We start from the raw sequence: 25785 nt of genomic DNA, 5'->3' as shown, positions 1-25785 counted from the left end.
GTCAGTGCCCTCCGGGTATCTCGGCCGGCTCGTTCGTGTCGGCTGCCTCGGATTCGGCCGGATCGGCCATGTCGGTTGCCTCGGTGATCGTGAGCACGTCCGGGTCGCCGTGCGGAGCGGTGATACGGCCCATGTCCGGCTTGCCGTTGTCGGTGAGGGGCAGCTCCCGCCAGCACACGAGGTGGCTTGGGGCGTGCTGGGGCGACAGCAGGTTTGCGGCCTGGCGGGCGAGCGCGGTGAGCAGGGCTTGAGCGTCGTGGCGGCCGGGGTGCGGCGCAACGGCGGCAGCAACGTGTTCCATCGCGTCACTGTCCCGGACCCCGTACACCACGGCGTCGCGAACGTCTGGGTGTGCGGCCAGGACGCGGGCTACCTCTTCAGACCGCACGCGGACTCCAGCGGTCTTGATGACGCCGTCGCGTCGCCCGGTCAGATGCAGATAGCCGTACACGTCCCAATGCCCGAGGTCGCCGGTGCGCAGCCAGCCGTCGTGCAGTGTACGGCCGGTGAGCGCGGGGTCAGCGGGGTAGTCGCTCATCATGTACGGGGAGCGCACCCACACCTCGCCCGTGCTTCCGTCCGGTAGGGGCGTGGTGCCGTCCGGAGGGCACACGCGAACGTCGATGCCTGGGAATGGACGGCCGACGGAAGGCAGCAGGTCGGGCTCTGCGTGGTCGAGCGGGTCCAGGGCGGTGATGCGTCCGGCCTCGGTGGTCCCGTAGCACTGCACGAGGCAGTGGCCGAATGTCCGCCGGGCCTCATCCAGGCGTGCGGGGACGGCGGGGGAGCCGCTGTAGATGAGGGCCCGTAGTGAACTGACATCGGTGTGCGACAGCCTGGGGTGCTCGAGCAGTGCGTACAGATGCGGGACAGCCAGGTAGGTCCGGGTGACGCGGTGCGTGCCGATGGCGTCCAGGACGGCATCGGCGGTGAAGCGCTCGTGCAGGAGCAGGGATCCGCCTGCGGCGAGTACGGCGTCTGCCATGGCGCCGACGGCGTGGCTGAGCGGAGTCACCACGAGCATGACGGGGTGTTCGGCTTCGAGGTCGGAGGCGTCCTGCTGCACCAGGGCGTTCCACGCGGCCCACCGCTGTCGAACGGCTTTGGGCCGCCCGGTACTCCCACTGGTGTACGTGATCAGGTCGGGGCTCATGCGCGCGTCGGGTTCCACGATCAAGTCGGACGCCATTCCCGTGGCGGAGGGGGCCTCGCCCGGCATCGGGCCGACGGTGAGAATCCGCAGGGCCCCGCCAAGGCTTCGGCCGATGGCATCGGCCTGGTTCCTGTGCGCCTCGTCGACAACGAGCAGCCGGGCTCCCCACGCCCCGAGGATCTCCGCCTGCCCCGCGGTGTCGATCAACGCGCCGTCGGGGCCGGGGTTCGTCGAGCGTAGGTGGACGACGGAGTGGCCCAGCAGATGGGCGGCATACCGGTACGTCAGCAGAGCCGGGTGGTTCGGCTCGGTGAGCAGCCCCACCGTGCTGGGGCCGGCGAGGTGACCCTCCTGGGCGGTGAGGAGCGCCGTGTGAGCCTGCGCCACACACACGGCGAAGTCCCTGCCGGTGAGAGACAGTTCCCTCCAGCGCAGCACGGTCCGGGCGGGCTCGGCGCGGCATGCGGCGAGGATCCGTGTGAGATAAGGGGGTGGCGCGTCGCACTGCTGCGTGTCCCGCGTGTACGGCCGATTGGACGCCCGCACCGTCACTCTGGCCTCCTGCTCGATCATGACTGCCCCGGGTCCGTCCGGCGGCAGAGCCGCCGGACGGACCTCACCTTCCTTGCCGTCCGCTCAGCAGCAGGACGACGAGGAGGACGACGACGAGGAGCAGCACACGGCATTGCCCGAGGAGGCGCCCATCTCCGGCAGCGCAACGCCGTCGGCGACGTCGAGCACCTCGAGCTCCTCGATGTCGAAGGAGCCGAACAGCTCGTCGAAGTCGGCGGTAACTGCAGTGTTAGCAGACACGGCGATTCCTTTCGTCCTTTTAAATTCCCGGCCAGGCGGACGGGCATGCTGATGGTGCATGAACTCGCGTCGATGCAGGGACGGTTGGTCGGAGAACGCTGACATCACTCATGAAGCCGATGACAAACGTCATCGGTGAGCACCGATGAACGGGTTTCGGATCCCTGGTGGGGTAACGCGCGGGAGAATGGACAGGATTCGGGGCGATCCGCATGCCGCGTTCCCCGTCCGGACGTGCATGCCCAGACCACCGCCTCCGCCCGCGCCGCATACAGGAGATCAGCCCATGGACAGCCTGGACAACGGGTCACACACTGCAGAGGACCTCGCCCCCGCCCGGACCGGCGGCAGAGGGGCTCTGATCGGAGCGCTGTTCGGCGGGATCTGGTACCTCATCGGAGTCACCGGTCTGCGCGGCGAGGCGCGACAGACCACGGCGGCGGCCGGCGCCGTCCTGATCGTCGCCGTGGTCTTCGCTGTCATGCGGCTGCGCAAGGTGCACCGCGTGGCCCCGATGCGCTCTGGAGCGCCCCTGCCGCGTCGCGGCCGGGCCTTCACCCGCCTCCTGGTGGTGCAGGCCGTCCTCATCGGAGTGGGAGGCGGGCTGATCAGTACCCGTTTCCACCAGCCGCACGCGGTGTTCGCCTGGGCGGCCCTGGTCGTTGGTGCGCACTTCTTCCCCCTGGCCAGGGTGCTCGGGGCGCCGGTCCTCAAGGTCCTCGGCACGGCGATGGTCGCGGTCGCCGCCGCCGCGTTGATCGTCGCCGCCTCGCTGGGCGGTAGCCAGGCGGTCTGGCAGGGGCTGCCCGGGCTGGGCTGCGCCGCGGCGCTGTGGGGTGCCGTACTGGTGTCGGCAGTGCGGGCGTCGCGGAGCACGAGTGACTCTGCCGGTCGCCGGATGCCTGCCCGTCGCTGACGGATCCCTACTCCTCGGGTACGGATGCCCGCATGTGGGTGTCTGCCGAGTGCCCCACATGGATCACCAGCGGCGCGTGGCTGGAAGAGGTACCGAATGACGGATGTCACGCGTGCCGTGATATCCGTCATCGAAATTCTGCGCGGCCGCTTTTCTCGTCCATGCGGCAGGCATGATTCCGGCCGTGACAGACGCAAGCCGGACAACGGAAGAGAAGGTTCCCGTCGGGAAGAGCCCCGTAGGGATAAGAATCTTCAGCAGAGTCCCGATATCGCCCCGGTGGACGGCGGAAGAAGTCGTGCCGCTGATACGAGACCTGCGATCCGTGTACCGCGCACCCGTGGTGTGTCTGGAGCGCGGCTGGCTGCACGGCCCCCACGTCGACGTCATCGCGCGGCCCGGCCCGTCGGGTGCCATTCCCTGGCGCGACCTGGCCGGCCGCCCTAACCCGCCTGCGACGGTGGGACGGCAACCACTGACGGAGCGCGGCTACCTGGCGCAGGCCCGCAAGTTCGGGCGTCTCGAAGGGGTCGAGCCGCCCTACTTGCCGCTCGCCGCGCACGGCTCCGTGGACCTCATCGACCCGGCCGAGACCTCCGCGCGCGGCTGGCACGGCCCAGTCGGCCTCGCGGTTCATGAAGTCGGACAGGGTGGTGCCGGCCATGGAGGTCGAAAGGATCACCGTCCAGTAGCAGAACGGCTGGTAGTGCGCCGAGCGCAGTTGGATCACCAGCGTCACCACGAAGACCAGGAACAGGGCGAGGGTGGTGGGGAAGTAGCCCAGTCGCAGGGTCTGGGAGAACAGGTCGCCCGCGATCTCCCCCAGGGTCGTCGCCGCGATCTTCATGATCCAGAACGCGAGGGTGACCTCGGGCAGTTTCCTTGTGGCGGACCGCGTGATCGTCAAGGTGTCACTCCTGTGGGGTGTCGGGTGAGCGACGACCCTTCCAGGAATCACCCGGACGCCGGCCGAAGGCGCGGCGCGCGGGGCCCGGTCTTTGCCGGGGGTTCGAGCCCCCGGCGACGACCGGGCCCCGGCCGGTCAGACCTCCGCGACCTCCGCCTCGCAGCGCAGCTCCCGCCCGGCACCCAGCGTCCGCGCCGGTCCCGTCAGCCGCAGCCGCGCCCGGTGCCGTACGTCCGTGCTCGACGCGGCGAGACGCAGTTCCAGGTCGCCCGGCTCCACGATCCGCGTGCCCGTGCGGTCGGGGAAGGAGGACAGGTCGGTGTGGAAGCGGAAGGTGAGGCGCCGGGACTCGCCGGGGGCCAGTTCCACCCGCTGGTAGCCGATCAGCCGGACGTCCGGGCGGGTCACCGAGGCCACCGGGTCGTGCAGGTACAGCTGGACGACCTCGGCACCCGCGCGGTCGCCGGTGTTGCGGACGGTGAGCGAGAGGTCGTACGACCCGTCCGTCGGGATCTCGGCCTCGGGGCCGTCGAAGTCCTCCCAGGCGAAGGTGGTGTACGAGCGGCCGTACCCGAACGGGTAGAGCGGGGTCGGGTCCAGGTTGCTGACCTCGCCGGCCAGACCGAGCGGCGGCTGGAGGTAGGTCCAGGGCTGGCCGCCGGGCCGGTTCGGCACGCTCACCGGGAGCCGTCCGGAGGGGTTCACCCGGCCGGACAGCACCCCGGCCAGCGCCGGACCGCCCTCCTCGCCCGGGAAGAACGCCTGGACGACCGCGGCGAGCCGGCCCTGCCAGCGGCCCAGCGCGTACGGGCGGCCGGTCAGCAGCACGAGCACCACCGGGACCCCGGTCGCGACCAGCGCGTCCAGGAACTCCGCCTGCGCGCCCGGCAGCCGCAGGTCCTCCGCGTCGCACCCCTCGCCGGAGGTGCCACGCCCGAACAGTCCGGCCCGGTCGCCGAGGACGGCCACGCACACGTCCGCCTCGGACGCCCGCGCCACCGCCTCCGTGAAACCGGAGGTGTCCGGGTCCGACACCCCGCAGCCCTCGGCGAAGGTGACCTTGGCGTCGGGAAGTTCGGCCTTCACGGCGTCCAGCACCGTCGGGATGTCGATGCCCAGCGGCACCTCGGGGTGGTGGGTGAGCACATGGGACGGGAAGGAGTAGCAGCCCAGCATCGCCAGCGCGTCCGCCGCGCGCGGCCCGACGACCGCGATCCGCGCGTCCGGCGCCAGCGGCAGCACCCCGTCCGGGTTGTCCAGCAGCACCACCGATTCCTCGGCGAGCTGCCGGGCCAGCGAGCGGTTCGCGGCCGAGTCCAGGTCGATCTCCTCGCCGGTCTCCGGTGACCAGTCCGGGTCCAGCAGGCCCAGCTCGCACTTCTGCAGGAGCACCCGGCGCACCGCCCGGTCCACCAGCGCCTCGGGTATCCGCCCGTCGCGCACGGCGGCCACGAGCGGTTTGCCGTAGCAGCTCACCGTGGGCAGTTCGACGTCGATGCCCGCCTCCAGCGCGACGCGCGCGGCCTCGGCGGGGTCGGCGGCCACCCGGTGCAGGGACTGGAGGAAGCTGATGCCGAAGTAGTCGGCGACGACCGTGCCGGTGAACCCCCAGTCCTCGCGCAGCAGGTCGGTCAGCAGCCGGGGGTCGGCCGAGGCCGGGACACCGTCCGTCTCGGTGTAGGCCGCCATCACCGAGCGGGCGCCGCCCTCGCGCAGCGCCATCTCGAACGGCGGCAGCGTCACCTCCGCCAGCTCCCGCCCGCCCGCCCGGACCGGCGCGAGGTTGCGCGCGCCCGCGGAGGACGCGTACCCGGCGAAGTGCTTGAGCGTGGCGACGATCCCGGCCGACTCCAGGCCCCGGACGTACGCCGTGCCGATGGTGCCGACGAGGTACGGGTCCTCGCCGATCGTCTCCTCCACCCGGCCCCAGCGCAGATCCCGGACCACGTCCAGGACGGGCGCGAGGCCCTGGTGGACGCCGGCCGCGCGCAGATCGCGGCCGATGCGCCCGCCCAGCTCCTCGACGAGCGCGGGGTCGAAGGTCGCGCCCCAGGCCAGCGGCACCGGGTACGCGGTCGCCTGCCACGCGGTGAAGCCCGCCAGGCACTCCTCGTGGGCGACGGCCGGGATGCCGAAGCGGCTCGCCTCGGTGATCCGGCGCTGGGCGTGGGCCAGCGCCTGCGCGCCGAGCGCCGGCTCCACCGGGGCGGTGCCGAAGGAGCGGGTCAGCTGGCCGAGTCCGAGGGTGATCAGCTCGTCCCAGTCGTAGTCCGCGGACATCTCGCTCTGCAACGGCGCGACCCCGTCGCCGTCCGTGGCCGCGCCCACCCACACGCCGTACAGCTGGGCCGTCTTCTCCTCCAGGGTCATCCGCGCCATGAGGTCGTCGACACGGACAGCGGCGGGCAGGGCGGGGTCGCGCCAGGGGGCGGTGCTCATGAAACTCCTGTCAAGAAGGGGGGCCGGGCGGTGGTCACTTGCCGCCCACGCCCATCAGGCCGCCCACCAGGGCGCGACGGGCCACCAGGTACACGGCGAAGATCGGGACGCCGGAGAGGACGACCGAGGCGAGCAGGGCGGGGATGTTGACGCCGAACTGGCTCACGTAGTTGAACAGGCCGAGGGTCAGCACGCGCGGCCCCTCGGACTGGGTGAAGATCAGCGGGAAGAGGAAGCCGTTCCACGCCTGGAGGGCCGAGTAGATCCCGACGGTGCTGATGCCGCCCTTGGACATCGGGATGACCAGCTGGAACAGCATCCGCAGGGGCGAGGCGCCGTCCAGCGCCATCGCCTCGTACACCTCCTCGGAGATGTCCCGGAGGGTGCCGGTGAGAACCAGGATGGCCACCGGCATGGCGAACGCGGCCGTCGGCAGGATGATCGCGAGCAGGCTGTCGTAGAGGTTCAGCTTGGCGATCATCAGATACAGCGGTACGACGACCGCCTGCGCCGGGATGGCGACGCCCAGCAGGAACAGCCGGAAGGCCGCCCCGGACCAGAAGCCCCGGGTGCGCACGGCCACGTACGCGAGCGGCACGCACAGCACGAGCACGATCGCGACGACGGCCACCGCCGCCAGCACGGTGTTCCACAGGTAGTGGAAGAACCCGTTGTGCAGGACGGTGCTGTAGTTGGCCAGCGTCGGATGGGACGGCGGCTTCAGGGCGTTGTGGCCCAGCGCCTCGTCGCGCGGGGTGAGCGAGGCCGTGATCATCGCGTAGACCGGGACGATGACGACGACCAGCCAGACGATCGAGCCGAGGCCGGCCAGCGGGTTGGGCCGCTGGGTCCAGTGCCGGCGGCGGCGCCCGGCCGGCCGGGCCACCGGGGCGGCGCCGGTCTTCACGGGGTGGGGCAGCGTGTCGTGTGACACCTCGTCACATTCCTTCCCGGGTACTGCGCATCGTGCCGAAGCCGGACAGCCGCACCAGCAGCAGCGACAGCGCGGTCGCGGCCACCACCAGGAAGGAGGCGATGGCGCTGGCGTAGCCGAAGTCGTAGCTCTTGAAACCGGCCTCGTACATCAGGTACGGCAGGATCGCCGTGTCGGTGCCGGGGCCGCCCTGGGTGAGGATCAGGACGGTCTCGAAGTAGGTGAGCGAGCCGACGACCATCAGCACGCCGGAGGTGGTCGCGGTGTTGCGCAGCTGGGGCAGCGTGATGGAGAAGAACTGGCGGTAGCGGCCCGCGCCGTCGATGGCCGCCGCCTGGTAGAGGACCTCGGGGATCTGCCGGGCCCCGCCCTGGTAGATCAGGGTGTGGAAGGGGATGAACTGCCAGCCGCCGACGAACACGATCGCGAGGAAGGCGCCGTTGGTGGAGCCGAGGGTGTCGCCGTGGATGATCCCGAAGTTGGGGTCGAGCAGGGCGTAGAACAGCAGCGAGATCGCCGTCGAGGACAGCAGGAACGGTACGAAGAAGATCGCCGACAGGATCGCGCGGTTGCGCTGCCGGCCCGCCGCCCACACTCCGAGCAGTATCGAGACGACCGTCTGGAAGGCCCAGCTGACCACCGTGAGCAGCACGGTGACCGTGAGGGACTGGGTGAGGCGGCCGTCGTCGAACAGCTTGCGCCAGTTGGCGAGGCCGACCGGCTGGGGGTTGCCGAGGCCGTTCCACTGGGTGAAGGAGAGGCAGAAGGCCAGCACCATCGGGACGGCGGCGAAGAACAGGAAGAACAGGACGCCGGGCAGGGCCAGGGCGGCGTGCGGGCGGCCCGTGTTCGCCCCGGTACCCCGGCGGGGGCGGCCCGCGCCGGTGCGCGGGCCGCCCTTGGTCACACTGGTGCTCACTTCAGCCCCTGAAGCGCCGAGACGAACTGGCTCGGCGTGGACTTGCCGACGAACAGCTTGTTGACCTCGGTGAGCATCGGCGTCGACACGTTCGGGTCGACGGCCTGGTCCCAGCTCAGCGTGAACGCGGGGGCCTGCTGCACCATCTGGTACTGGAACTTGGCGAACGCCGGGTTCGGCGAGGCGTCGAGGAGCTTCTCGGCGTTGGTCGTGGTCGGGATGTCGCCGTTGGCGATCAGGGCCTTGGCGTACGTCTCCGAGGCGCAGTCGCGCAGGAAGGCGAGAGCGGCGTCCTTGTTGGACGTGCGGGCGTTGATCGACCAGTAGTTGGTGGGGTTGCCGACGACGTTGCGGATGTCGCCCGCGCCGCCCTCGATGGTCGGGAACGCGGTCCAGCCGAGGTCCTTGCGGGCGAAGTCCGGGAACTTGCCGAGCTGGGTGGAGTACTCCCACGAGCCCATCAGGTGCATCGCGGCCTTGCCCTTGGCGAACACGGCCGGGGCGCCGCCGTTGGTGTAGGCGACCGAGTTGAAGCCCTTGCCGAAGGCGCCGTCGTCGATGAGCTGCTTGACCGTCTGGGCGGCCTTGAGGACGGCCGGGTCGCCCCAGCCGGAGGCGTCGCCGTTCTTGATGCGGTCGAAGACCTGGGGGCCGCCGATCCGGTCGACCAGGTACTCCAGCCACATCAGCTCGGGCCAGATGTCCGCGCCGCCCAGCGCGAAGGGGGTGATCCCGGCCTTCTTCAGCTTGCTGTTGATGTCCAGCAGCTGGTCCCAGGTGGTGGGCGGCTGGAGCTTCCGCTCGGCGAAGAGCGTCTTGTTGTAGAAGAGGATCACGGGCTGCATGCCGCGCATGGGTATGCCGTAGTTGTGCCCGCCGAGACCGCCGGCCGTGATCACCGAGGGCAGGAAGCCGCTCTTGAGGACCGGGTCGGACGTGATGGTGTCCGTGAGGTCCACCAGCTGCTTGGCGTCCCGGTAGGCCTTGATCGAGCCGCCGCCCCAGTTGAAGAAGATGTCGGGAGCGTTGGGCGAGCCCATCGCGGTGCGCAGCTTCGCCGGGTACTCGGAGCCGGGCACCTTCTCCAGCTTGATCTTGCCCTTGGTCTTCTTCGCGGCGGTCGAGGAGTTGAACCGGTCGATGGCCGCGACCTGGATCTTGGCCGCGTCGTCGCCGTATACGAACGCGGTGAGGGCGCCACCGCCTCCGGACCCCCCGGAGGAGCCGCAGGCCGTGAGTCCGGCGGTGCCGGCGGCGACAAGTGTGGTGGCACCGGCGCCGAGCACCCAGCGCCTGCTGAACGCGCGCCCGCCGTTGGACGTGGTGGACTCCATGACCCTGGCCTCTCGCAATGTTTCGAGTGAGATTCCGAATGTTCCGGGAACGTATGGCGGAACAGGGGCTTCGTCAAGGGGTCGCGCAGGGATTACGATCGCGGGCATGAAGCCAGGGAAGTCCGTGGAAACGCAGACCGCGACGCTCGCGGAGATCGCCCGCGAGGCCGGGGTGTCCGCTCCGACTGTTTCGAAGGTGCTCAATGGCAGAGCCGATGTGGCACCCTCGACCCGTACCCGCGTCGAGGAACTGCTGCGCGCCCACGGCTACCGGCGCAGGCGCGCCGAGGCATCCCGCTCCCCGCTGATCGACCTGGTCTTCCACGAACTGGAGAGCGCCTGGGCGATGGAGGTCATCCGGGGCGTGGAGAACGTGGCGCAGTCGGCGGGGCTCAGCGTGGTGCTGTCCGAGTCCGCCGGGCGGCTCACCCCCGGCCGTTCCTGGGCCGACCAGGTCGCCGCCCGCCGCCCGCACGGGGTGGTCCTCGTCCTGTCCGAACTGGACGGCGCCCAGCAGGCGCTGCTGACCAGCCGGTCCATCCCGTTCGTGGTGGTGGACCCGGCCGGCGACCCGGGTCCGGACGTGCCGTCGATAGGGGCCACCAACTGGCAGGGCGGGCTCGCGGCCACCCGGCATCTGGTGGAGCTGGGCCACACCCGGATCGGCGCGATCAGCGGCCCGTCCCGGATGATGTGCAGCCGCGCCCGCATCGACGGCTACCGCGCGGCCCTGGAGACGGCGGGGCTGCCCGTCGACCCCTCGCTCGTCGTGGCCGGCGACTTCCACCACGACGCCGGGTACCGCCTGGGCATGGAGCTGCTGCGCCGCCCCGACCGGCCCACCGCGGTCTTCGCGGGCAACGACCTCCAGGCCGTGGGCCTGTACGAGGCCGCGCGCGAGCTGGGGCTGCGCATCCCCGAGGACCTCAGCGTGGTCGGCTTCGACGACCTGCCGGTGGCCCGCTGGGTGGGCCCGCCGCTGACGACCGTACGGCAGCCGCTGACCGAGATGGCCGAGGCCGCGGCCCGTCTGGTGCTGGAACTGGGCAGCGCGCCCGAGGAACGGGCGGCCACCCGGCTGGAGTTGGCGACCAGTCTGGTGGTGCGGTCGAGCACGGCGGAGCCATGCACGCCAACCGCGTGACCGAAACTTTCGAAAGGGCGTCAACCGTCCGCCGCCGGTGAGAATTTCCGAAGAAAACCCCTCCGGGCGGCTTCCGCTAACAGTCCCCTAATAATTCGGACTTACGTTCCTGCCGTGACGCGACACGAGGTACACGGGCGGCGTTCGAGAGTGCTGCGGTTCGCCGGTCTCACCCTGGCGGGCGCGCTGGTCGTGGGCGTGGCCACGGCCGGCTACGCGTACTGGCACCTGGACCACAACATCAAGGGCGTCGACATCGACACCGCGCTCGGCGACGACCGTCCCGCGCACGCGATGATCGCACCGTCCCCGAGCACCGCCACGGCCGCGGCGGCCCCGCTCCCGGCCGGCTCCCTCAACATCCTGGTGCTCGGTTCGGACTCGCGCAGCGGCGAGGCCGACCGGGAGCTGGGCGGCGGCGACAGTTCGGGCGCCCGGTCGGACACCGCGATGGTGGTGCACCTCGACGCGGGCCGCACCCGCGCCACCGTGGTCAGCATCCCGCGCGACACCCTCGTCACCCGCCCCTCCTGCCCGCTGCCCTCCGGGGGTTCGACGGCTCCGGTGTACGGCTCGATGTTCAACAGCGCCTTCGCCGTGGGTGGTCCGGTGTGCGCGGTCAAGACGGTCGAGTCGATCACCGGCGTGCGCGTGGACCACTTCATCGAGATCGACTTCTCCGGCTTCGCCAAGCTGGTCGACGCGCTGGGCGGGGTCGACGTCACGACGAGCCGGGACATAGCCGACGACAAGAGCCACCTGCACCTGAAGGCGGGGTCCCATCACCTCGACGGCAAGCAGGCGCTGGCCCTCGCCCGCACCCGGCACGGGATAGGCGACGGCAGCGACCTCGGCCGGATAGGTCTCCAGCAGCTGCTGGTGAAGGCCCTGCTGGAGCGGGTCTCCGGCACGGACCTGCTCACCGACCCCGCCAGGCTGTACCGGGTCGCCGACGCGGTCACCAGGAGCCTCACCACCGACACCGGCCTCGACTCCCTGGACGAGCTGACCGAGTTGGGCAAGAGCCTGAAGGGGCTCGGCGCGGACCGGGTGAGGACCGTGATGATGCCGGTGGTCACGGCGCCCTCGGACCCCAACCGGGTGATCGCGAAGGAGCCCGACGCGCGGAACCTGTGGGCGTCCTTGCGCTGACCACCGCTGACGGCCGCCGACGCCGGTCACGGCCCCGCCGGCGGCCGGGCGGGCCCGCCGACCAGCATCGTCGGCGCCCCCGCCACCCGGGTGAGGAACACGGTCGCCGCGTTCGGCCCCTGCGGCTTCACCTTGCGCCGCAGTTCCTCCGGCTCGACGGCCGAGCCGCGCTTCTTCACGGTCAGCGTCCCGACCTCGCGCTCGCGCAGCAGGGCCTTCAGCCTCTTGACGTTGAAGGGGAGCCGGTCGGTGATCTCGTAGGGGGTGGCGTACGGCGTCGGGTGCAACTCGTCGGCGGTGACGTACGCGATGGTCGCGTCGATCAGCCCGCCGCCGACCTCCTCGGCCACCTCGGCGACCAGGTGCGCGCGGATCACGGCGCCGTCCGGCTCGTACAGGTAACGCCCCACCGGCCGCACCCCGGGGTCCGGCAGCCCCCGCCCGAGCAGGGTGCGCGGGCCGGGCAGCAGGGTGGCGCGCACCGCGCCCGGCGCCCCGGTCCCGAACCAGAGCACCGCCTCCTTCACGTCGCCGCCGTCCGAGATCCACTCGGCCTCGGCCTCGGCGGGCACCGCCTCGTGCGGGATGCCGGGGGCGACCTTCAGCGCGGCGTGCGGCGCGGTGCGGGCGGCGGCCACGGCCCAGGACAGCGGCGGCGAGTACGCCTCCGGGTCGAAGATCCGCCCGCCGGTCGCCCGACCGCCACCCCCCGTCGACCCGCTTCGGGTGCCGCCTCCCGATCGCGCGCCCCGCCGTGCCGGGTCCACGAACACGGCGTCGTACCCGGCGGTGTCCACCTCCATGACATCGGCCTCCCGCACCTCGATCAGGTCCCCGAGCCCCAGGGCCTCGGCGTTCGCCCGCGCCACGGCCGCCGTCAGCGGGTCCCGGTCCACGGCGAGCACCCGGATCCCGGCCCGCGCCAGCGCGATGGCGTCCCCGCCGATCCCGCAGCACAGGTCCGCCACCGAGGTGACCCCGAGATCGGTCAGCCGCCGCGCCCGGTACGCCGCCACGCTCGCGCGCGTCGACTGCTCGACCCCGTTGGGCGTGAAGAACATCCGCTCCGCGTCCGCCGCCGCGAACTTGGCCGCCGCCCGCTGCCGCAGCCGGGCCTGGCCGAGCGCGGCCGACACCAGGTCGGCGGGGTGGTCGCGGCGCAGCCGGGTGGCGACGGCGAGTTCGTCGGCCGGCGCGGTGCCGCGGACCTCTTCGAGGAGGGCCCGGCCTTCGGGGGTGAGGAGAGGAGCGAGGTCGTTCACCGGCTCATTGTGGGCCAGTCGGTGGATGGTGTGCGCGCGGGCGGCGCTGTCGCCGGGGGAGCGGGGGCGGTGACTGCGAAGATCCAGCACCATGCGACTAGTCGTACAAAATGACAAAAGTCGGGCGCGGATCGCCCTCGGCTGCGGTGCCGCCGTCCTCGCCTCGACCGCCCTCGTGACCGGCTGCTCCGGGTCCGGCCCGCACGCGCCGCGCCCGGCGGCCGGCCAGGGCGCGGCCGCCCACCCCGCCCCGGACCTCCGTGCCGCCGAACACGCCCGCATGGTCGCCGCGGCGAAGCGCTGGGGCCTGGACGAGGTCCCCATCGCGCCCCCGCGGCCACCCGCCGTGAAGCCGCGCATCACCGCGCGCGCGGGGTTCGAGGTGGACCACCAGGACGACTGGGACCTGCCGCCGGTCTTCACCACGGTCCCGACCAAGGACAAGGTCGTCTTCCTCACCATCGACGACGGTTCGGAGAAGGACCCCCGGTTCCTGCAGATGATGCGGGACCTGAAGATCCCCTATACCGCGTTCCTCAGCAACTACCTGGTCAAGGACGACTACGGCTACTTCCGCAAGGCCCAGTCCTACGGCAACACCCTCAACAACCACACCCTCACCCACCCCTACCTGCCGGGGCTTTCCTACGAGGAGCAGAAGCACGAGATCTGCGACATGCAGGACATCATGCGGAAGCAGTACGGCAGACGCCCGACCGTCTTCCGCCCGCCCTACGGCAACTACAACCAGGACACGCTGGTCGCCGCCAAGTCCTGCGGCATCAAGTACGCCCCCATCTGGAACGAGGAGGTGTACGTCGACCACTGGGAGTACCGCGAGGACGACCAGCGACTGCGCCGCGGCGACATCGTCCTCACCCACTTCCGGGGCCGCAGCGACTGGGACGGCACGATGGTCGACGACATGCGCCGCTTCCTGAACAAGGTGACGAGCGAGGGATACGCGGTCGCACGGCTGGAGGACTACCTGTGAGGCGCCCGGAGGGACGGCGGTGAGGCGGTCGGAGGGCGGCTCGTGAAGGCGCGTCCGCGGGGCCGTCGTCCGAGGCCCGCGAGGGGGCGCCGGTGAGGCGGTGGACGCCGGGAGGGAGCGTCGTGCTCGCCGGGGCGCTCGCCTCGACCCTGTTCCTCGCGGGCTGCGCCCAGCCCGTCGTCCCCATCGAGCGCCTGGGCAAGAAGGCCGCCGAGGGGGTACGCCCGCACGCCCGGTCCCTCGCGGCGGCCCCGTCCGGCCGCGCCCTGCCCCCGGTCGTGGACCACGTCCCCACCCGCGACCGGGTCGTCTTCCTCACCTACGACGCCCCCGGCCGGGACCCCGGCCTCACCGCCGCGGTGCGCGAACTCCGCCTTCCGGTGAGCCGGTTCGCCCCCGACCGCGCGCCCCTGGCGGGAGCGCCGTACGCCACCCAGCGCGCCACCCTCTGCGCGCACCGCGCCCGCCTGCTGCGCCCACCCGGCGGCGCGTACGACCCCGCGACCCTGCGCGCCGCCGCCGACTGCGGCGTCACCGCCGTCGTCCTCTGGCGCGCCACCCTGACCCCGGCGGGCCTCACCTACCCCCGGGGCCCCCGCCACCTCCGCCGCGGCGACATCGTCCGACTGGTGCCGGGCGCCGCCACGGACTCCCTCCTGCGTGCCCTGCGGAAGCGGGACCTGACGGTGGCCAGGCTGGAGGACTACCTCGGCTGACCGGCGCGGGCCGGTCGCAGCGGGCCGTCCGGCGTTCGAGGGCGAGGCCGCCGACCGAGGGCGGGGACGGGCGCGTGACCTCCAAGGACGGCGGGGCGGACCCCGGTGCGAAACCCCCTCCGGTCACCCGGGATCGGCCGACGCGCCGCACGGGATTGGCACTCCGCTTGACCGAGTGCTAATCCCGGTCATAGTCTCGGCTCTGGCACTCCCCCCTGGAGAGTGCCAACAACGCGACGGGCAGGTCCGGCACCCGCGACGACGGATCGACCTGGTCGCCACCTCAGACAGTTAACCCCGTGAGATCTCCGAAGGGGGAGGTCGGATCGTGACGACCGCCAGCTCCAAGGTTGCCATCAAGCCGCTCGAGGACCGCATCGTGGTCCAGCCGCTGGACGCCGAGCAGACCACGGCCTCTGGCCTGGTCATCCCGGACACCGCGAAGGAGAAGCCCCAGGAGGGCGCCGTCCTCGCCGTCGGTCCGGGCCGTTTCGAGAACGGCGAGCGCCTGCCGCTCGACGTCAAGGTCGGCGACGTCGTCCTGTACAGCAAGTACGGCGGCACCGAGGTGAAGTACAGCGGCGAGGAGTACCTCGTCCTCTCGGCTCGCGACGTCCTCGCGATCATCGAGAAGTAATTCACCCCGAGCGAACCTTTGCTCTGAACTGCGCCCCTGGCCCCCGCGACCGATAACGAAGCCGGGCGCCCGGGGCGCAGTTCGTCTTTTTCACCCACAGATTTCGAGAGGGCTCCCGCTGTCATGGCGAAGATCCTGAAGTTCGACGAGGACGCCCGTCGCGCCCTCGAGCGCGGCGTCAACAAGCTGGCCGACACGGTGAAGGTGACGATCGGCCCCAAGGGTCGCAACGTCGTCATCGACAAGAAGTTCGGCGCCCCCACCATCACCAACGACGGTGTCACGATCGCCCGCGAGGTCGAGATCGAGGACCCGTACGAGAACCTCGGCGCGCAGCTGGTGAAGGAGGTGGCGACCAAGACCAACGACATCGCGGGTGACGGCACCACCACCGCCACCGTGCTCGCCCAGGCGCTGGTGCGCGAGGGCCTGAGGAACGTCGCCGCCGGCGCCTCCCCGGCCGCCCTGAAGAAGGGCATCGACGCCGCCGTCAAGGCCGTCTCCGACGACCTGCTCGCCACGGCCCGCCCGATCGACGAGAAGTCCGACATCGCCGCCGTGGCCGCGCTGTCCGCCCAGGACCAGCAGGTCGGCGAGCTGATCGCCGAGGCGATGGACAAGGTCGGCAAGGACGGTGTCATCACCGTCGAGGAGTCCAACACCTTCGGCCTCGAGCTGGACTTCACCGAGGGCATGGCCTTCGACAAGGGCTACCTGTCGCCGTACTTCGTCACGGACCAGGAGCGCATGGAGGCCGTCCTCGACGACCCGTACATCCTGATCCACCAGGGCAAGATCGCCTCCATCGCGGACCTGCTGCCGCTGCTGGAGAAGGTCATCCAGGCCGGCTCCAAGCCGCTGCTGATCATCGCCGAGGACGTTGAGGGCGAGGCCCTGTCGACCCTGGTCGTCAACAAGATCCGCGGCACCTTCAACGCCGTCGCCGTGAAGGCCCCCGGCTTCGGCGACCGCCGCAAGGCGATGCTCCAGGACATGGCCGTCCTCACCGGCGCCACCGTCATCTCCGAGGAGGTCGGCCTCAAGCTCGACCAGGTCGGTCTCGACGTCCTCGGCTCCGCCCGCCGCGTCACCGTCACCAAGGACGACACCACGATCGTCGAGGGTGCCGGCAAGGCCGAGGACCTGACCGGCCGCGTCGCGCAGATCAAGGCCGAGATCGAGAACACCGACTCCGACTGGGACCGCGAGAAGCTCCAGGAGCGCCTCGCGAAGCTGGCCGGCGGCGTGTGCGTGATCAAGGTCGGCGCCGCCACCGAGGTGGAGCTGAAGGAGAAGAAGCACCGTCTGGAGGACGCCATCTCCGCGACCCGCGCCGCGGTCGAGGAGGGCATCGTCTCCGGTGGTGGCTCCGCCCTGGTGCACGCCTCCAAGGTCCTCGAGGGCAACCTCGACAAGACCGGCGACGAGGCCACCGGTGTCGCCGTGGTCCGCAACGCGGTCGTCGAGCCGCTGCGCTGGATCGGCGAGAACGCCGGCCAGGAGGGCTACGTCATCGTCTCCAAGGTCAAGGACCTGGAGAAGGGCCAGGGCTACAACGCCGCCACCGGCGAGTACGGCGACCTGGTCAAGGCCGGCGTCATCGACCCGGTCAAGGTGACCCGCTCCGCCCTGGAGAACGCCGCCTCCATCGCCTCCCTGCTGCTCACGACCGAGACCCTGGTCGTGGAGAAGAAGGAAGAGGAGCCGGAGGCCGCCGCGGGCCACGGCCACAGCCACGGCCACGCCCACTGAGCCGCACCGCTCCGACCGACGGCCCGGCACCCTTCGCGGGGTGCCGGGCCGTCGGCCTGTCTACTGCTCCAACTCGTCCAGGGCGCCCAGCTGCTGCATCAGGCCCAGCTGGTCGTGCTGCCACCAGGTCTCGGCGATCTTTCCGTCGGGGGCGAAGCGGAAGAGGGTCATGCCGGTCATGGTGACGCGGCGGCCGGTGGGGGCGATGCCGAGGAAGTCGCCGGTGTGGGTGGCCCGCCAGGTCCAGCGGGCGCAGGCGCGGTCCTCCTGGGCGAGGACGTCCTCGACGGTGAAGTCGGAGTCGAAGGCGGCCCGCCACATGCGGTACTCGGCGCGGGCGTTGTCCAGGCCGATGGTGTCCTGCGGGTTCACCGGGTCGTGGCTGTGCACGTCCTCGTCCAGCAGGTCGTTGAGCGGGGGCAGCTCGCCCGGGGCGGCGAGAGTGGTGAAGAACCGCCGTACGGTGCCCTCGGCCGACAGGCCTTCCCGTACGACGTCGAGGTCCATGAAGACGGGCGACTCGTCGCACAGGGCGGCCATGTCCCGGAAGACCTTCTCGGTCTCCGGAAGGCCGGCGTTGCGCATCGCGTCCTCGTACGAGGGGAACTCCACGACCTCCACGAGGTGCGCGGCGTCCGAGCGGTCCCGGCCGACCAGCGCGTGGGTCGCCGTCCGCCGTCCCCTGGTCCGCGCGATCCAGTCGTCCATGAGCCGGTTCATCTCGTCCGGCCGGCTCGTCCTGCACTCGATGAGCTGTACGAAGGTCATAGCGCCGCCTCCGGCCCCCCTGGTCCGGTCCTCCCTCCCATTTTCGCACCGGACCGCCGATGGCACCCGCCTCGCGCGGAAGGCTACTGCGGGCCGTACTTGCGCCCGGTGCGGGCGCTGACCCCGCCGAGGAGCCCGCGCGGTGCGACCTTCACCAGGCCCATCAGCGCCTTGTAACGGGGGTCCGGGACGGACAGCGACTTGCCGCGCGCCAGGTCGGCGAGGGCCGCCGCGACCAGCTTGTCGGCGTCCAGCCACATCCAGCCGGGGATGTTGTCCGTGCCCATTCCGGCCCGCTGGTGGAACTCGGTGCGCACGAAGCCGGGGCACAGGGCCATCAGCCGGACGCCGCTGCCGGCCAGGTCCCGCGCCGCGCCCTGGGTGAACTGCACGACCCACGCCTTGGACGCGCCGTAGGTGCCCCGGGGCACGAAGGCCGCCACCGAGGCGACATTGACCACCCCGCCCCGGCCGCGCTCGCGCATCGCCTCCGCCGCCGCCGAGGTCAGCCGCAGCACCGCCTCGCAGTGCACCTTGAGCATCGTCAGCTCGTCGGCCATGGAGACCTCCAGATAGCGGCCCTTGTTGCCGAAACCGGCGTTGTTGACCAGCAGGTCGACCGGGTTCTTGCGGTCGCCGAGCCGGGCGGCGACGGTCTCGATGCCCTTGTCCCCGGAGAGGTCGGCGGTCAGCACCTCCGCCTCGATGCCGTGCCGGTCGTGCAGCTCGGTCGCCTGTTCGTGCAGCCGGGCGGTGTTCCGCGCCACCAGGACGAGGTCGTGCCCGTCAGCCGCCAGGCGCCGCGCGAAGGCGGCACCGATCCCCGCGGTCGATCCCGTAATCAGAGCCGTTGTCATGGCCCAAGGGTAGTGATCGCGGGGGATACCGGCAGGTGGTGTCCGCCATGCGGTGACGGGGCCTCAGCGGCTCTGCGCGGCGACGTACTTGCGGGCCGCGGCCAGCGCCTCCGGGTGCAGGTGCTCGGCGGCGGGGAGAAGCAGGGGCAGCAGGTCCCGCTCGGTGGTGGTCGCCCGGAACTCCATCGCCGCGGTCACCTCGTGGGCGGGCCGGTGGACGATCTCGACGGGGTCGCCCGCGCGTATCTCGCCCGGTTCGATCACCCGGAGGTAGGCGCCCGTTGCGCCCCTTCGGGTGAACCTGCGGACCCAGCCCTGTTCGCCCAGGTGGCCCTGGAAGGTGCGGCACGGGATACGGCCCGAGGACACCTCCAGGACCACGGTCGGGCCGATCCGCCAGCGCTCGCCGATCAGCGCCCCGGAGACGTCGAGCCCGTCGGTCGTGATGTTCTCCCCGAAGCAGCCGTTGGCCAGGGTGCGGCCCAGCTCGCGCTCCCACCGGTCCAGGTCCTCGCGCGCGAACGCGTACACCGCCTGGTCGTTTCCGCCGTGATGCTTCAGGTCGCACACCGCGTCCCCGGCGAGCCCGCTCCCGGCGGTCCCCTTCGGGCCCGGCGCGAACACCCTCACCGGGCCGTCGACCGGCCTCTTGTCGATGCCCGTCAGGCCGTCGGGCTGACTGGTGTACGGCACCGGGCGGGCCTGCCCGATGTTGACCGAGAGAAGCTTCATGCCCGCACCGTACGCGACCACCCCTCAAAGCGTCGATCGAATTCCGGGCACCGACCCCAAGAAGGGCTTATGCTTCAGGGGTGATCGAGGCCCGTCATCTCCGTGTCCTGCGCGCCGTCGCCGCCACCGGCTCCTTCTCGGCGGCGGGACGCGAACTGGGCTGCACCCAGCCCGCCGTCAGCCAGCAGATGAAGGCCCTGGAGAACTCCGTCGGCACTCCGCTGCTGGTGCGCGCGGGCCGCGAGATGCGGCTGACCCAGGCCGGGGAGGCCCTGGTCAGGCATGCCTCCGGCATTCTCGCGGGGCTCACCGCCGCCGAGGAGGAGGTCGCCGCCATCGCGGGTCTGCGGGCCGGCCGGGTCCGCCTGGTCTCCTTCCCGAGCGGCAGCTCCACCCTGGTCCCCACCGCGCTCGCCGCCCTGCGCGCCGCCCACCCCGGCACCCGGGTCTCCCTGGAAGAGGCCGAGCCCCCGCGCTCCGTCGAACTGCTGCGCGAGGGCGACTGCGATCTCGCCCTGGCCTTCCGCTACGAGGGCGCGGCGGTCGCCGAGGACTGGGACGACCTGGTCGTACGACCCCTGCTGACCGACCGCCTGGTGGCCCTGGTGCCCGAGCGGCACCGGCTCGCGCGCGCCGAGTCCATCGCCATCGGGGAACTGGCGGAGGAGCCCTGGATCGCGGGTTGCCCGCGCTGCCGGGGCCAGCTGGTGGAGGTCTGCGAGGGTGCCGGGTTCGCGCCGCGCATCGACTTCGCCACCGACGACTATCCGGCGGTCGCCGGCCTGGTGGGCGCGGGCCTGGGCGTGGCCGTCCTGCCGCAGCTGGCGGTGGAGTCGGTACGGCCGCGTGGTGTGCGCGCGGTGCGGCTGGAGCCGGCGGTGCGGCGTGAGATCGTCGCGCTCACCCTGCCCGATCTGGCGCAGGTGCCGGCGGTCGCGGCGACGCTGGGACAGCTGGCGCGGGCGGCCGGGCGTGCTGCGTAACGCGCCGTAGCGAATCCACCGCGACGGTGCGGGGGCGCGGAGCGGGGCAGAGTCGCGGGCACGCGCTCGGCGTGCCCGGAGGGGTGGGGGTATCAGGCACCCGATGGGTCGCGGGTGCGTTGCAGAAACGTTCCTTCAGTGGTTCTGGGCGGTGTCGCCGCTGGTGGTCGAGGCCGCCACCAGGCGGTTGCGCGCCCGCCCCATCAACTCCTCGCGCTCGTCCTCGGTCAGGCCGCCCCAGACGCCGTACGGTTCGCGCACGGCCAGCGCGTGCGCCGCGCACTCCGCACGGACCGGGCACCTCATGCAGACCTCCTTGGCCGAGTTCTCGCGAGCGCTCCGAGCCGCCCCGCGCTCGCCCTCCGGGTGGAAGAAGAGCGAGCTGTCCACCCCGCGGCAAGCAGCCAGCAGCTGCCAGTCCCACAGGTCCGCGTTCGGTCCGGGAAGGCGGGAGAAATCTGCCATTACGTGACCCCTTGTAGCCGTTCTGGGCGGATACGGTGCCAACGACCGTACATCTCCGGTCTAAGGAGATGTAAATATGACTCATTGCGAATCTAGCCCCGAACACTACGAAACGGGAAGAAAAGCAGCTGAATGGGGCATAGGTTGTGATGAAAAGTTGAGGGTCCGTTGGCCATGTCTGCACCGTGTCGGTGCCCTCACGTAGAGTGCCGATGACGGCGTGCAGCCCCGTAACTCTTTCGAGTGACCGTCGTTGAGAGTGCGGAGGCGGTTGAAAAAACAAGCGCTCGGGCAGGCGTCCGAGACGGTCGACCGCACAGGTGACGATTCCGTACCAGCCTGGAGGCTCAAGGTGACGCGCATCAGCTGCGGAGGGCGGTCATGACATCCGTCCTCGTCTGCGACGACTCCCCGCTTGCCCGAGAAGCGCTCCGCCGCGCGGTCGCGACCGTGCCCGGTGTCGAGCGTGTGACGACGGCGGCCAACGGCGAGGAAGTCCTCCGCCGCTGGGGCGCCGACCGCTCCGACCTCATCCTGATGGATGTCCGCATGCCCGGCCTGGGCGGCGTGGAGACCGTGCGCCGGCTGCTTTCCGCCGACCCCGGCGCGCGCATCATCATGCTGACCGTCGCCGAGGACCTGGACGGCGTGGCCCTCGCGGTCGCCGCCGGCGCCCGGGGCTACCTGCACAAGGACGCCTCGCGCGCCGAACTGCGGGCCACGGTGACGCAGGCCCTCGCCGACCCGACCTGGCGGCTGGCCCCGCGTCGGCTGCGCTCGGCCGAGATGGGCGCCGCGCCCACGCTCACCGCGCGCGAGATCCAGGTCCTGGAGGGCATGAGCCACGGCCGCTCGAACGCCGAGATCGGCCGTGAGCTGTTCCTCTCCGAGGACACCGTCAAGACCCACGCCCGGCGCCTGTTCAAGAAGCTCGGCGCCTCGGACCGCGCCCACGCGGTGGCCCTCGGCTTCCGCTGGGGCCTGGTCAGGTAGGACCCGGCGGGCCCCGCGCGACGTGCCGCGCGGGGCCGGGCCTTCCTCCGGGGTGCCGCGCATGCCCGTGCCGCCGTTCGGCCGCGCGGGCGAATCCGCGGTGGGCCCCCAGGGTCGCTGCGGCGTGCCCCCGGCGGCGCCGCCGTGCGCGTCGCCACGCCCCACCGGGTCACGGCCAGCCGGTGTCCGTCACGGTCGGCCGGCGGCACCGCGTACGCTCCGCCAGGACGCGCCGTACGGCGGCGCGCAAGGCGGCCCACCGGACGGGCGCTGCTCGTTTCGGCGCGGATGCCGCATCCTTGAGGGTGTGGAGTCTCTCGGGGACGAGTCGGTCGAGCGGAAGGGGAGGGCGCAGGGGATGAGTGCCGGCGCACCTGCTCATAACGCTTCGGTGCACAACCAACAGCACGATGCGACGGACCGGACGGCCACAGGGCACCATGGACCGATGCGCGACGACGAGGCGGGCACGGCCCAGGGGGCGATCGGCGCTCTCGTGCTTCGTGCCGTCGACGGGGACGAGCAGGCCACGCACGACCTGCTCGCGCACGTCCACCCGCTGGCGCTGCGCTACTGCCGCACCCGGCTGTCCAGGCTGCCCGGCGACGCCCGCCACTTCGTGGAGGACCTCGCCCAGGAGGTCTGTGTCGCGGTCCTGCTCGCGCTGCCCCGCTATCGCGACACCGGGCGTCCCTTCGAGGCGTTCGTCTTCGCGATCGCCTCCCACAAGGTCGCCGACCTCCAGCGCGCCGCGATGCGCCACCCGGGTTCGACCGCCGTGCCCTCCGACGAGATGCCCGAGCGCCCCGACGACTCGCTTGGACCCGAGGAGCGCGCCCTGCTCAGCAGCGACGCCGAGTGGGCCAAGAAGCTGCTGGCCAACCTGCCCGAGAACCAGCGCGAACTGCTGCTGCTGCGCATCGCGGTGGGCCTCACCGCGGAGGAAACGGGACAGATGTTGGGAATGTCACCCGGCGCGGTCCGGGTCGCCCAGCACCGGGCCCTGAGCCGCCTGAGGGCATTGGCCGAGCAGTAGCGGCGACCTCCCGCGGAACACCGTATGAACATACGAAGCCGAAGGTGATCTTCCGCCGTGGAATTTGCTGGCCACGCTTCCCGTTAGCATGGACATCCGCACCGATCAAGGCCATTTGGGGAAGGTGTCATGACTGCCAACGTCGACGGAGTGCCCGGAAAATTCGCGACACTCGGGCTGACCTACGACGACGTGCTGCTGCTGCCGGGCGCGTCCGAAGTGCTCCCCAACGCGGCCGACACCTCGTCCCGCATCTCCCGCAACGTCCGGGTCAACATCCCGCTCCTGTCGGCGGCGATGGACAAGGTGACCGAGTCCCGGATGGCGATCTCGATGGCCCGCCTGGGCGGCGTCGGCGTGCTGCACCGCAATCTCTCCATCGAGGACCAGGTCAACCAGGTCGACCTCGTGAAGCGGTCGGAGTCGGGCATGGTCACCGACCCGATCACCGTGCACCCGGAGGCCACGCTCGCCGAGGCGGACGCGCTGTGCGCCAAGTTCCGCATCAGCGGGGTCCCGGTCACCGACCCGGCCGGCAAGCTCCTCGGCATCGTGACCAACCGCGACATGGCCTTCGAGAGCGACCGCAGCCGTCGCGTGCACGAGGTCATGACCCCGATGCCGCTGGTCACCGGCAAGGTCGGCACCTCCGGTCCGGAGGCCATGGAGCTGCTGCGCAAGCACAAGATCGAGAAGCTGCCGCTGGTGGACGACGAGGGCGTCCTCAAGGGCCTGATCACGGTCAAGGACTTCGTCAAGGCCGAGCAGTACCCCAACGCCGCCAAGGACGCCGAGGGCCGGCTGCTCGTCGGTGCCGCGGTCGGTGCCAGCCCGGAGGCGCTGGAGCGCGCCCAGGCCCTCGCCGAGGCCGGTGTGGACTTCCTGGTCGTCGACACCTCGCACGGCCACAACAGCAACGCGCTGAGCTGGATGGCGAAGATCAAGTCGAGCGTGAACGTCGACGTGGTCGGCGGCAACGTCGCCACCCGCGACGGCGCCCAGGCGCTGATCGACGCCGGTGTGGACGGCATCAAGGTGGGCGTGGGGCCGGGCTCCATCTGCACCACCCGTGTCGTCGCCGGCATCGGTGTCCCGCAGGTCACCGCCATCTACGAGGCGTCCCTCGCGGCCGGTCCCGCCGGCATCCCGCTGATCGGCGACGGCGGCCTCCAGTACTCCGGTGACATCGGCAAGGCGCTGGCCGCCGGCGCGGACACGGTGATGCTGGGCAGCCTCCTGGCCGGCTGCGAGGAGTCCCCGGGCGAGCTGCTCTTCATCAACGGCAAGCAGTTCAAGTCGTACCGGGGCATGGGCTCGCTGGGTGCCATGCAGTCCCGCGGCCAGGCCAAGTCCTACTCGAAGGACCGCTACTTCCAGGCCGACGTGACCACCGACGAGAAGCTCGTGCCCGAGGGCGTCGAGGGCCAGGTGCCCTACCGCGGTCCGCTCGCCAACGTGCTGCACCAGCTCGTCGGCGGTCTGCGCCAGACCATGGGCTACGTCGGCGCGGCCACCATCGCGGAGATGGCGACCAAGGGCCGCTTCGTCCGGATCACCTCCGCGGGCCTCAAGGAGAGCCACCCGCACGACATCCAGATGACGGTCGAGGCGCCGAACTACAGCAACAAGAAGTGACGCGCCGGCGCGCGTGACGTCGTACGGAGGCGGTCCCGGGACATCCGGGGCCGCCTTTGCCGTGCCCGTCGGCGATACTGGAAGGCGCTGAAACGCAACAGGGAAAGGCCACAGACGTGACTGAGATCGAGATCGGGCGCGGCAAGCGCGGCCGCCGGGCGTACGCCTTCGACGACATCGCCGTCGTCCCCAGCCGCCGTACGCGGGACCCGAAGGAGGTCTCGATCGCCTGGCAGATCGACGCCTACCGCTTCGAGCTGCCCTTCCTGGCGGCCCCCATGGACTCCGTGGTCTCGCCGGCCACCGCGATCCGCATCGGCGAGCTGGGCGGCCTCGGCGTCCTCAACCTCGAGGGCCTGTGGACGCGGTACGAGGACCCGCAGCCGCTGCTGGACGAGATCACCGAGCTGCCGGCCGAGCGCGCCACCCGCCGCCTCCAGGAGATCTACGCGGCGCCCATCAAGGAGGAGCTGATCGGCGCGCGCATCAAGGAGGTGCGCGACTCCGGCGTGGTCACGGCCGCCGCGCTCTCCCCGCAGCGCACCGCCCAGTTCTCCAAGGCGGTCGTGGACGCGGGCGTGGACATCTTCGTCATCCGCGGCACCACCGTCTCGGCGGAGCACGTCTCGTCCTCGCACGAGCCGCTGAACCTGAAGCAGTTCATCTACGAGCTGGACGTCCCGGTGATCGTGGGCGGCTGCGCCACCTACACCGCCGCGCTGCACCTGATGCGCACCGGTGCGGCCGGCGTCCTGGTCGGCTTCGGCGGCGGCGCCGCGCACACCACGCGCAACGTGCTGGGCATCCAGGTTCCCATGGCCACCGCCGTCGCCGACGTGGCCGCGGCCCGCCGCGACTACATGGACGAGTCCGGCGGCCGCTACGTGCACGTGATCGCGGACGGCGGCGTCGGCTGGTCCGGAGACCTGCCGAAGGCGATCGCCTGCGGCGCCGACGCGGTGATGATGGGCTCCCCGCTGGCCCGCGCCACGGACGCGCCCGGCAAGGGCCACCACTGGGGCATGGAGGCGGTCAACGAGGAGCTGCCGCGCGGCAAGAAGGTCGACCTCGGCACCGTCGGCACCCTGGAGGAGGTCCTCACCGGCCCGTCCCACACCCCGGACGGCTCGATGAACCTCTTCGGCGCCCTGCGCCGCGCCATGTCCACCACCGGCTACAGCGAGCTGAAGGAGTTCCAGCGGGTCGAGGTGACGATCGCGGACAGCCAGCACAAGCGCTGACCC

At 71.4% G+C, this 25785-nt stretch carries 24 protein-coding genes; 12 read left to right on the top strand and 12 right to left on the bottom strand.

Annotated features, from left to right (window positions below; all coding sequences use genetic code 11):
* Position 1: 1 nt before the first annotated feature.
* A complete protein-coding gene (locus QSK45_RS28660) occupies positions 2-1726 on the bottom strand; it encodes a class I adenylate-forming enzyme family protein (RefSeq protein WP_285561799.1) in 1725 nt (574 codons plus the stop codon).
* 63 nt (positions 1727-1789) lie between these two features.
* Positions 1790-1966, bottom strand: coding sequence for a thiazolylpeptide-type bacteriocin (locus QSK45_RS28655; RefSeq protein ID WP_285561798.1), 177 nt, complete (start codon positions 1964-1966; stop codon positions 1790-1792).
* 286 nt (positions 1967-2252) lie between these two features.
* Between QSK45_RS28655 and QSK45_RS28650 the strand changes: the two genes are divergently transcribed.
* Complete coding sequence (locus QSK45_RS28650) at positions 2253-2882, top strand: hypothetical protein (RefSeq protein ID WP_285561797.1); 630 nt, start codon at positions 2253-2255, stop codon at positions 2880-2882.
* A gap of 127 nt (positions 2883-3009) precedes the next feature.
* Here the strand turns inward: QSK45_RS28650 and QSK45_RS28645 are convergent, their stop codons facing one another.
* From QSK45_RS28645 to QSK45_RS28625, 5 genes are all read right to left on the bottom strand, one after another.
* Positions 3010-3789: a COG4705 family protein gene (locus tag QSK45_RS28645; RefSeq protein WP_285561796.1), complete on the bottom strand. Its 780-nt coding sequence runs from the start codon at positions 3787-3789 to the stop codon at positions 3010-3012.
* 135 nt (positions 3790-3924) lie between these two features.
* Entirely contained in the window at positions 3925-6228 is a 2304-nt protein-coding gene (locus QSK45_RS28640) for a beta-xylosidase/alpha-l-arabinosidase (protein ID WP_285561795.1), read from the bottom strand.
* Positions 6229-6262: 34 nt separating this feature from the next.
* The gene (locus tag QSK45_RS28635) at positions 6263-7162 is read right to left on the bottom strand and encodes a carbohydrate ABC transporter permease (protein ID WP_395483624.1); all 900 of its coding nucleotides are present in this window, start codon (positions 7160-7162) and stop codon (positions 6263-6265) included.
* A gap of 4 nt (positions 7163-7166) precedes the next feature.
* A complete protein-coding gene (locus QSK45_RS28630; RefSeq protein WP_285561794.1) occupies positions 7167-8081 on the bottom strand; it encodes a carbohydrate ABC transporter permease in 915 nt (304 codons plus the stop codon).
* A complete protein-coding gene (locus tag QSK45_RS28625; RefSeq protein ID WP_285561793.1) occupies positions 8078-9415 on the bottom strand; it encodes an ABC transporter substrate-binding protein in 1338 nt (445 codons plus the stop codon). The genes QSK45_RS28630 and QSK45_RS28625 overlap by 4 nt, the downstream gene beginning before the upstream one ends.
* Positions 9416-9521: 106 nt before the next feature.
* On the opposite strand from QSK45_RS28625, the gene QSK45_RS28620 reads away from it, so the two are divergent.
* Positions 9522-10559, top strand: a complete 1038-nt coding sequence (locus QSK45_RS28620; RefSeq protein ID WP_285561792.1) for a LacI family DNA-binding transcriptional regulator — start codon at positions 9522-9524, stop codon at positions 10557-10559.
* A 114-nt stretch (positions 10560-10673) separates the two neighbouring features.
* Positions 10674-11711, top strand: coding sequence for an LCP family protein (locus tag QSK45_RS28615; RefSeq protein ID WP_490993629.1), 1038 nt, complete (start codon positions 10674-10676; stop codon positions 11709-11711).
* Between the two features lie 26 nt (positions 11712-11737).
* On the opposite strand, the gene QSK45_RS28610 is transcribed toward QSK45_RS28615, so the two are convergent.
* The gene (locus QSK45_RS28610) at positions 11738-12973 is read right to left on the bottom strand and encodes a class I SAM-dependent methyltransferase (RefSeq protein ID WP_285561900.1); all 1236 of its coding nucleotides are present in this window, start codon (positions 12971-12973) and stop codon (positions 11738-11740) included.
* Positions 12974-13064: 91 nt separating this feature from the next.
* Here QSK45_RS28610 and QSK45_RS28605 point away from each other — a divergent pair, with 91 nt between their 5' ends.
* The 4 genes from QSK45_RS28605 to groL all read left to right on the top strand — a co-directional run bounded on the left by QSK45_RS28605 (position 13065) and on the right by groL (position 17072).
* On the top strand, positions 13065-13967 hold the full coding sequence (locus QSK45_RS28605) for a polysaccharide deacetylase family protein (protein ID WP_285561791.1): 903 nt from the start codon (positions 13065-13067) through the stop codon (positions 13965-13967).
* 122 nt (positions 13968-14089) lie between these two features.
* Positions 14090-14683 (top strand): polysaccharide deacetylase family protein, encoded by a 594-nt coding sequence (locus QSK45_RS28600; protein WP_285561790.1) that lies wholly within the window; start codon positions 14090-14092, stop codon positions 14681-14683.
* Positions 14684-15011: 328 nt separating this feature from the next.
* Positions 15012-15320, top strand: coding sequence for a co-chaperone GroES (gene groES / locus QSK45_RS28595; RefSeq protein ID WP_070026284.1), 309 nt, complete (start codon positions 15012-15014; stop codon positions 15318-15320).
* Between the two features lie 123 nt (positions 15321-15443).
* Positions 15444-17072: a chaperonin GroEL gene (gene groL / locus QSK45_RS28590; RefSeq protein WP_285561789.1), complete on the top strand. Its 1629-nt coding sequence runs from the start codon at positions 15444-15446 to the stop codon at positions 17070-17072.
* A gap of 60 nt (positions 17073-17132) precedes the next feature.
* On the opposite strand, the gene QSK45_RS28585 is transcribed toward groL, so the two are convergent.
* The 3 genes from QSK45_RS28585 to QSK45_RS28575 form a co-directional block, all read right to left on the bottom strand.
* Complete coding sequence (locus tag QSK45_RS28585) at positions 17133-17840, bottom strand: ester cyclase (protein ID WP_285561788.1); 708 nt, start codon at positions 17838-17840, stop codon at positions 17133-17135.
* 83 nt (positions 17841-17923) lie between these two features.
* Positions 17924-18697, bottom strand: a complete 774-nt coding sequence (locus tag QSK45_RS28580; RefSeq protein ID WP_285561787.1) for an SDR family NAD(P)-dependent oxidoreductase — start codon at positions 18695-18697, stop codon at positions 17924-17926.
* 63 nt (positions 18698-18760) lie between these two features.
* Positions 18761-19429 carry an MOSC domain-containing protein gene (locus QSK45_RS28575; protein ID WP_285561786.1) on the bottom strand — a complete coding sequence of 223 codons (669 nt, stop codon included), beginning with the start codon at positions 19427-19429 and terminating at the stop codon, positions 18761-18763.
* An 80-nt stretch (positions 19430-19509) separates the two neighbouring features.
* On the opposite strand from QSK45_RS28575, the gene QSK45_RS28570 reads away from it, so the two are divergent.
* Complete coding sequence (locus QSK45_RS28570) at positions 19510-20412, top strand: LysR family transcriptional regulator (RefSeq protein ID WP_285561785.1); 903 nt, start codon at positions 19510-19512, stop codon at positions 20410-20412.
* A gap of 135 nt (positions 20413-20547) precedes the next feature.
* On the opposite strand, the gene QSK45_RS28565 is transcribed toward QSK45_RS28570, so the two are convergent.
* The gene (locus tag QSK45_RS28565; RefSeq protein WP_285561784.1) at positions 20548-20877 is read right to left on the bottom strand and encodes a WhiB family transcriptional regulator; all 330 of its coding nucleotides are present in this window, start codon (positions 20875-20877) and stop codon (positions 20548-20550) included.
* A gap of 381 nt (positions 20878-21258) precedes the next feature.
* Between QSK45_RS28565 and QSK45_RS28560 the strand changes: the two genes are divergently transcribed.
* From QSK45_RS28560 to QSK45_RS28545, 4 genes are all read left to right on the top strand, one after another.
* Positions 21259-21870, top strand: a complete 612-nt coding sequence (locus QSK45_RS28560; protein ID WP_003948568.1) for a response regulator transcription factor — start codon at positions 21259-21261, stop codon at positions 21868-21870.
* Positions 21871-22318: 448 nt separating this feature from the next.
* Positions 22319-22906, top strand: a complete 588-nt coding sequence (locus QSK45_RS28555; protein ID WP_037657637.1) for a sigma-70 family RNA polymerase sigma factor — start codon at positions 22319-22321, stop codon at positions 22904-22906.
* A gap of 129 nt (positions 22907-23035) precedes the next feature.
* Positions 23036-24541 carry an IMP dehydrogenase gene (gene guaB, locus QSK45_RS28550; RefSeq protein ID WP_285561783.1) on the top strand — a complete coding sequence of 502 codons (1506 nt, stop codon included), beginning with the start codon at positions 23036-23038 and terminating at the stop codon, positions 24539-24541.
* A gap of 116 nt (positions 24542-24657) precedes the next feature.
* The gene (locus QSK45_RS28545; RefSeq protein ID WP_285561782.1) at positions 24658-25782 is read left to right on the top strand and encodes a GuaB3 family IMP dehydrogenase-related protein; all 1125 of its coding nucleotides are present in this window, start codon (positions 24658-24660) and stop codon (positions 25780-25782) included.
* Positions 25783-25785 lie beyond the last annotated feature (3 nt).

Origin of the sequence: Streptomyces hygroscopicus subsp. hygroscopicus, assembly GCF_030269125.1 — a bacterium.
Taxonomy (GTDB): domain Bacteria; phylum Actinomycetota; class Actinomycetes; order Streptomycetales; family Streptomycetaceae; genus Streptomyces; species Streptomyces hygroscopicus_C.
The sequence above is the reverse complement of the archived record's forward strand: the minus strand, read 5'-3'. Positions and strand labels throughout refer to the sequence as shown.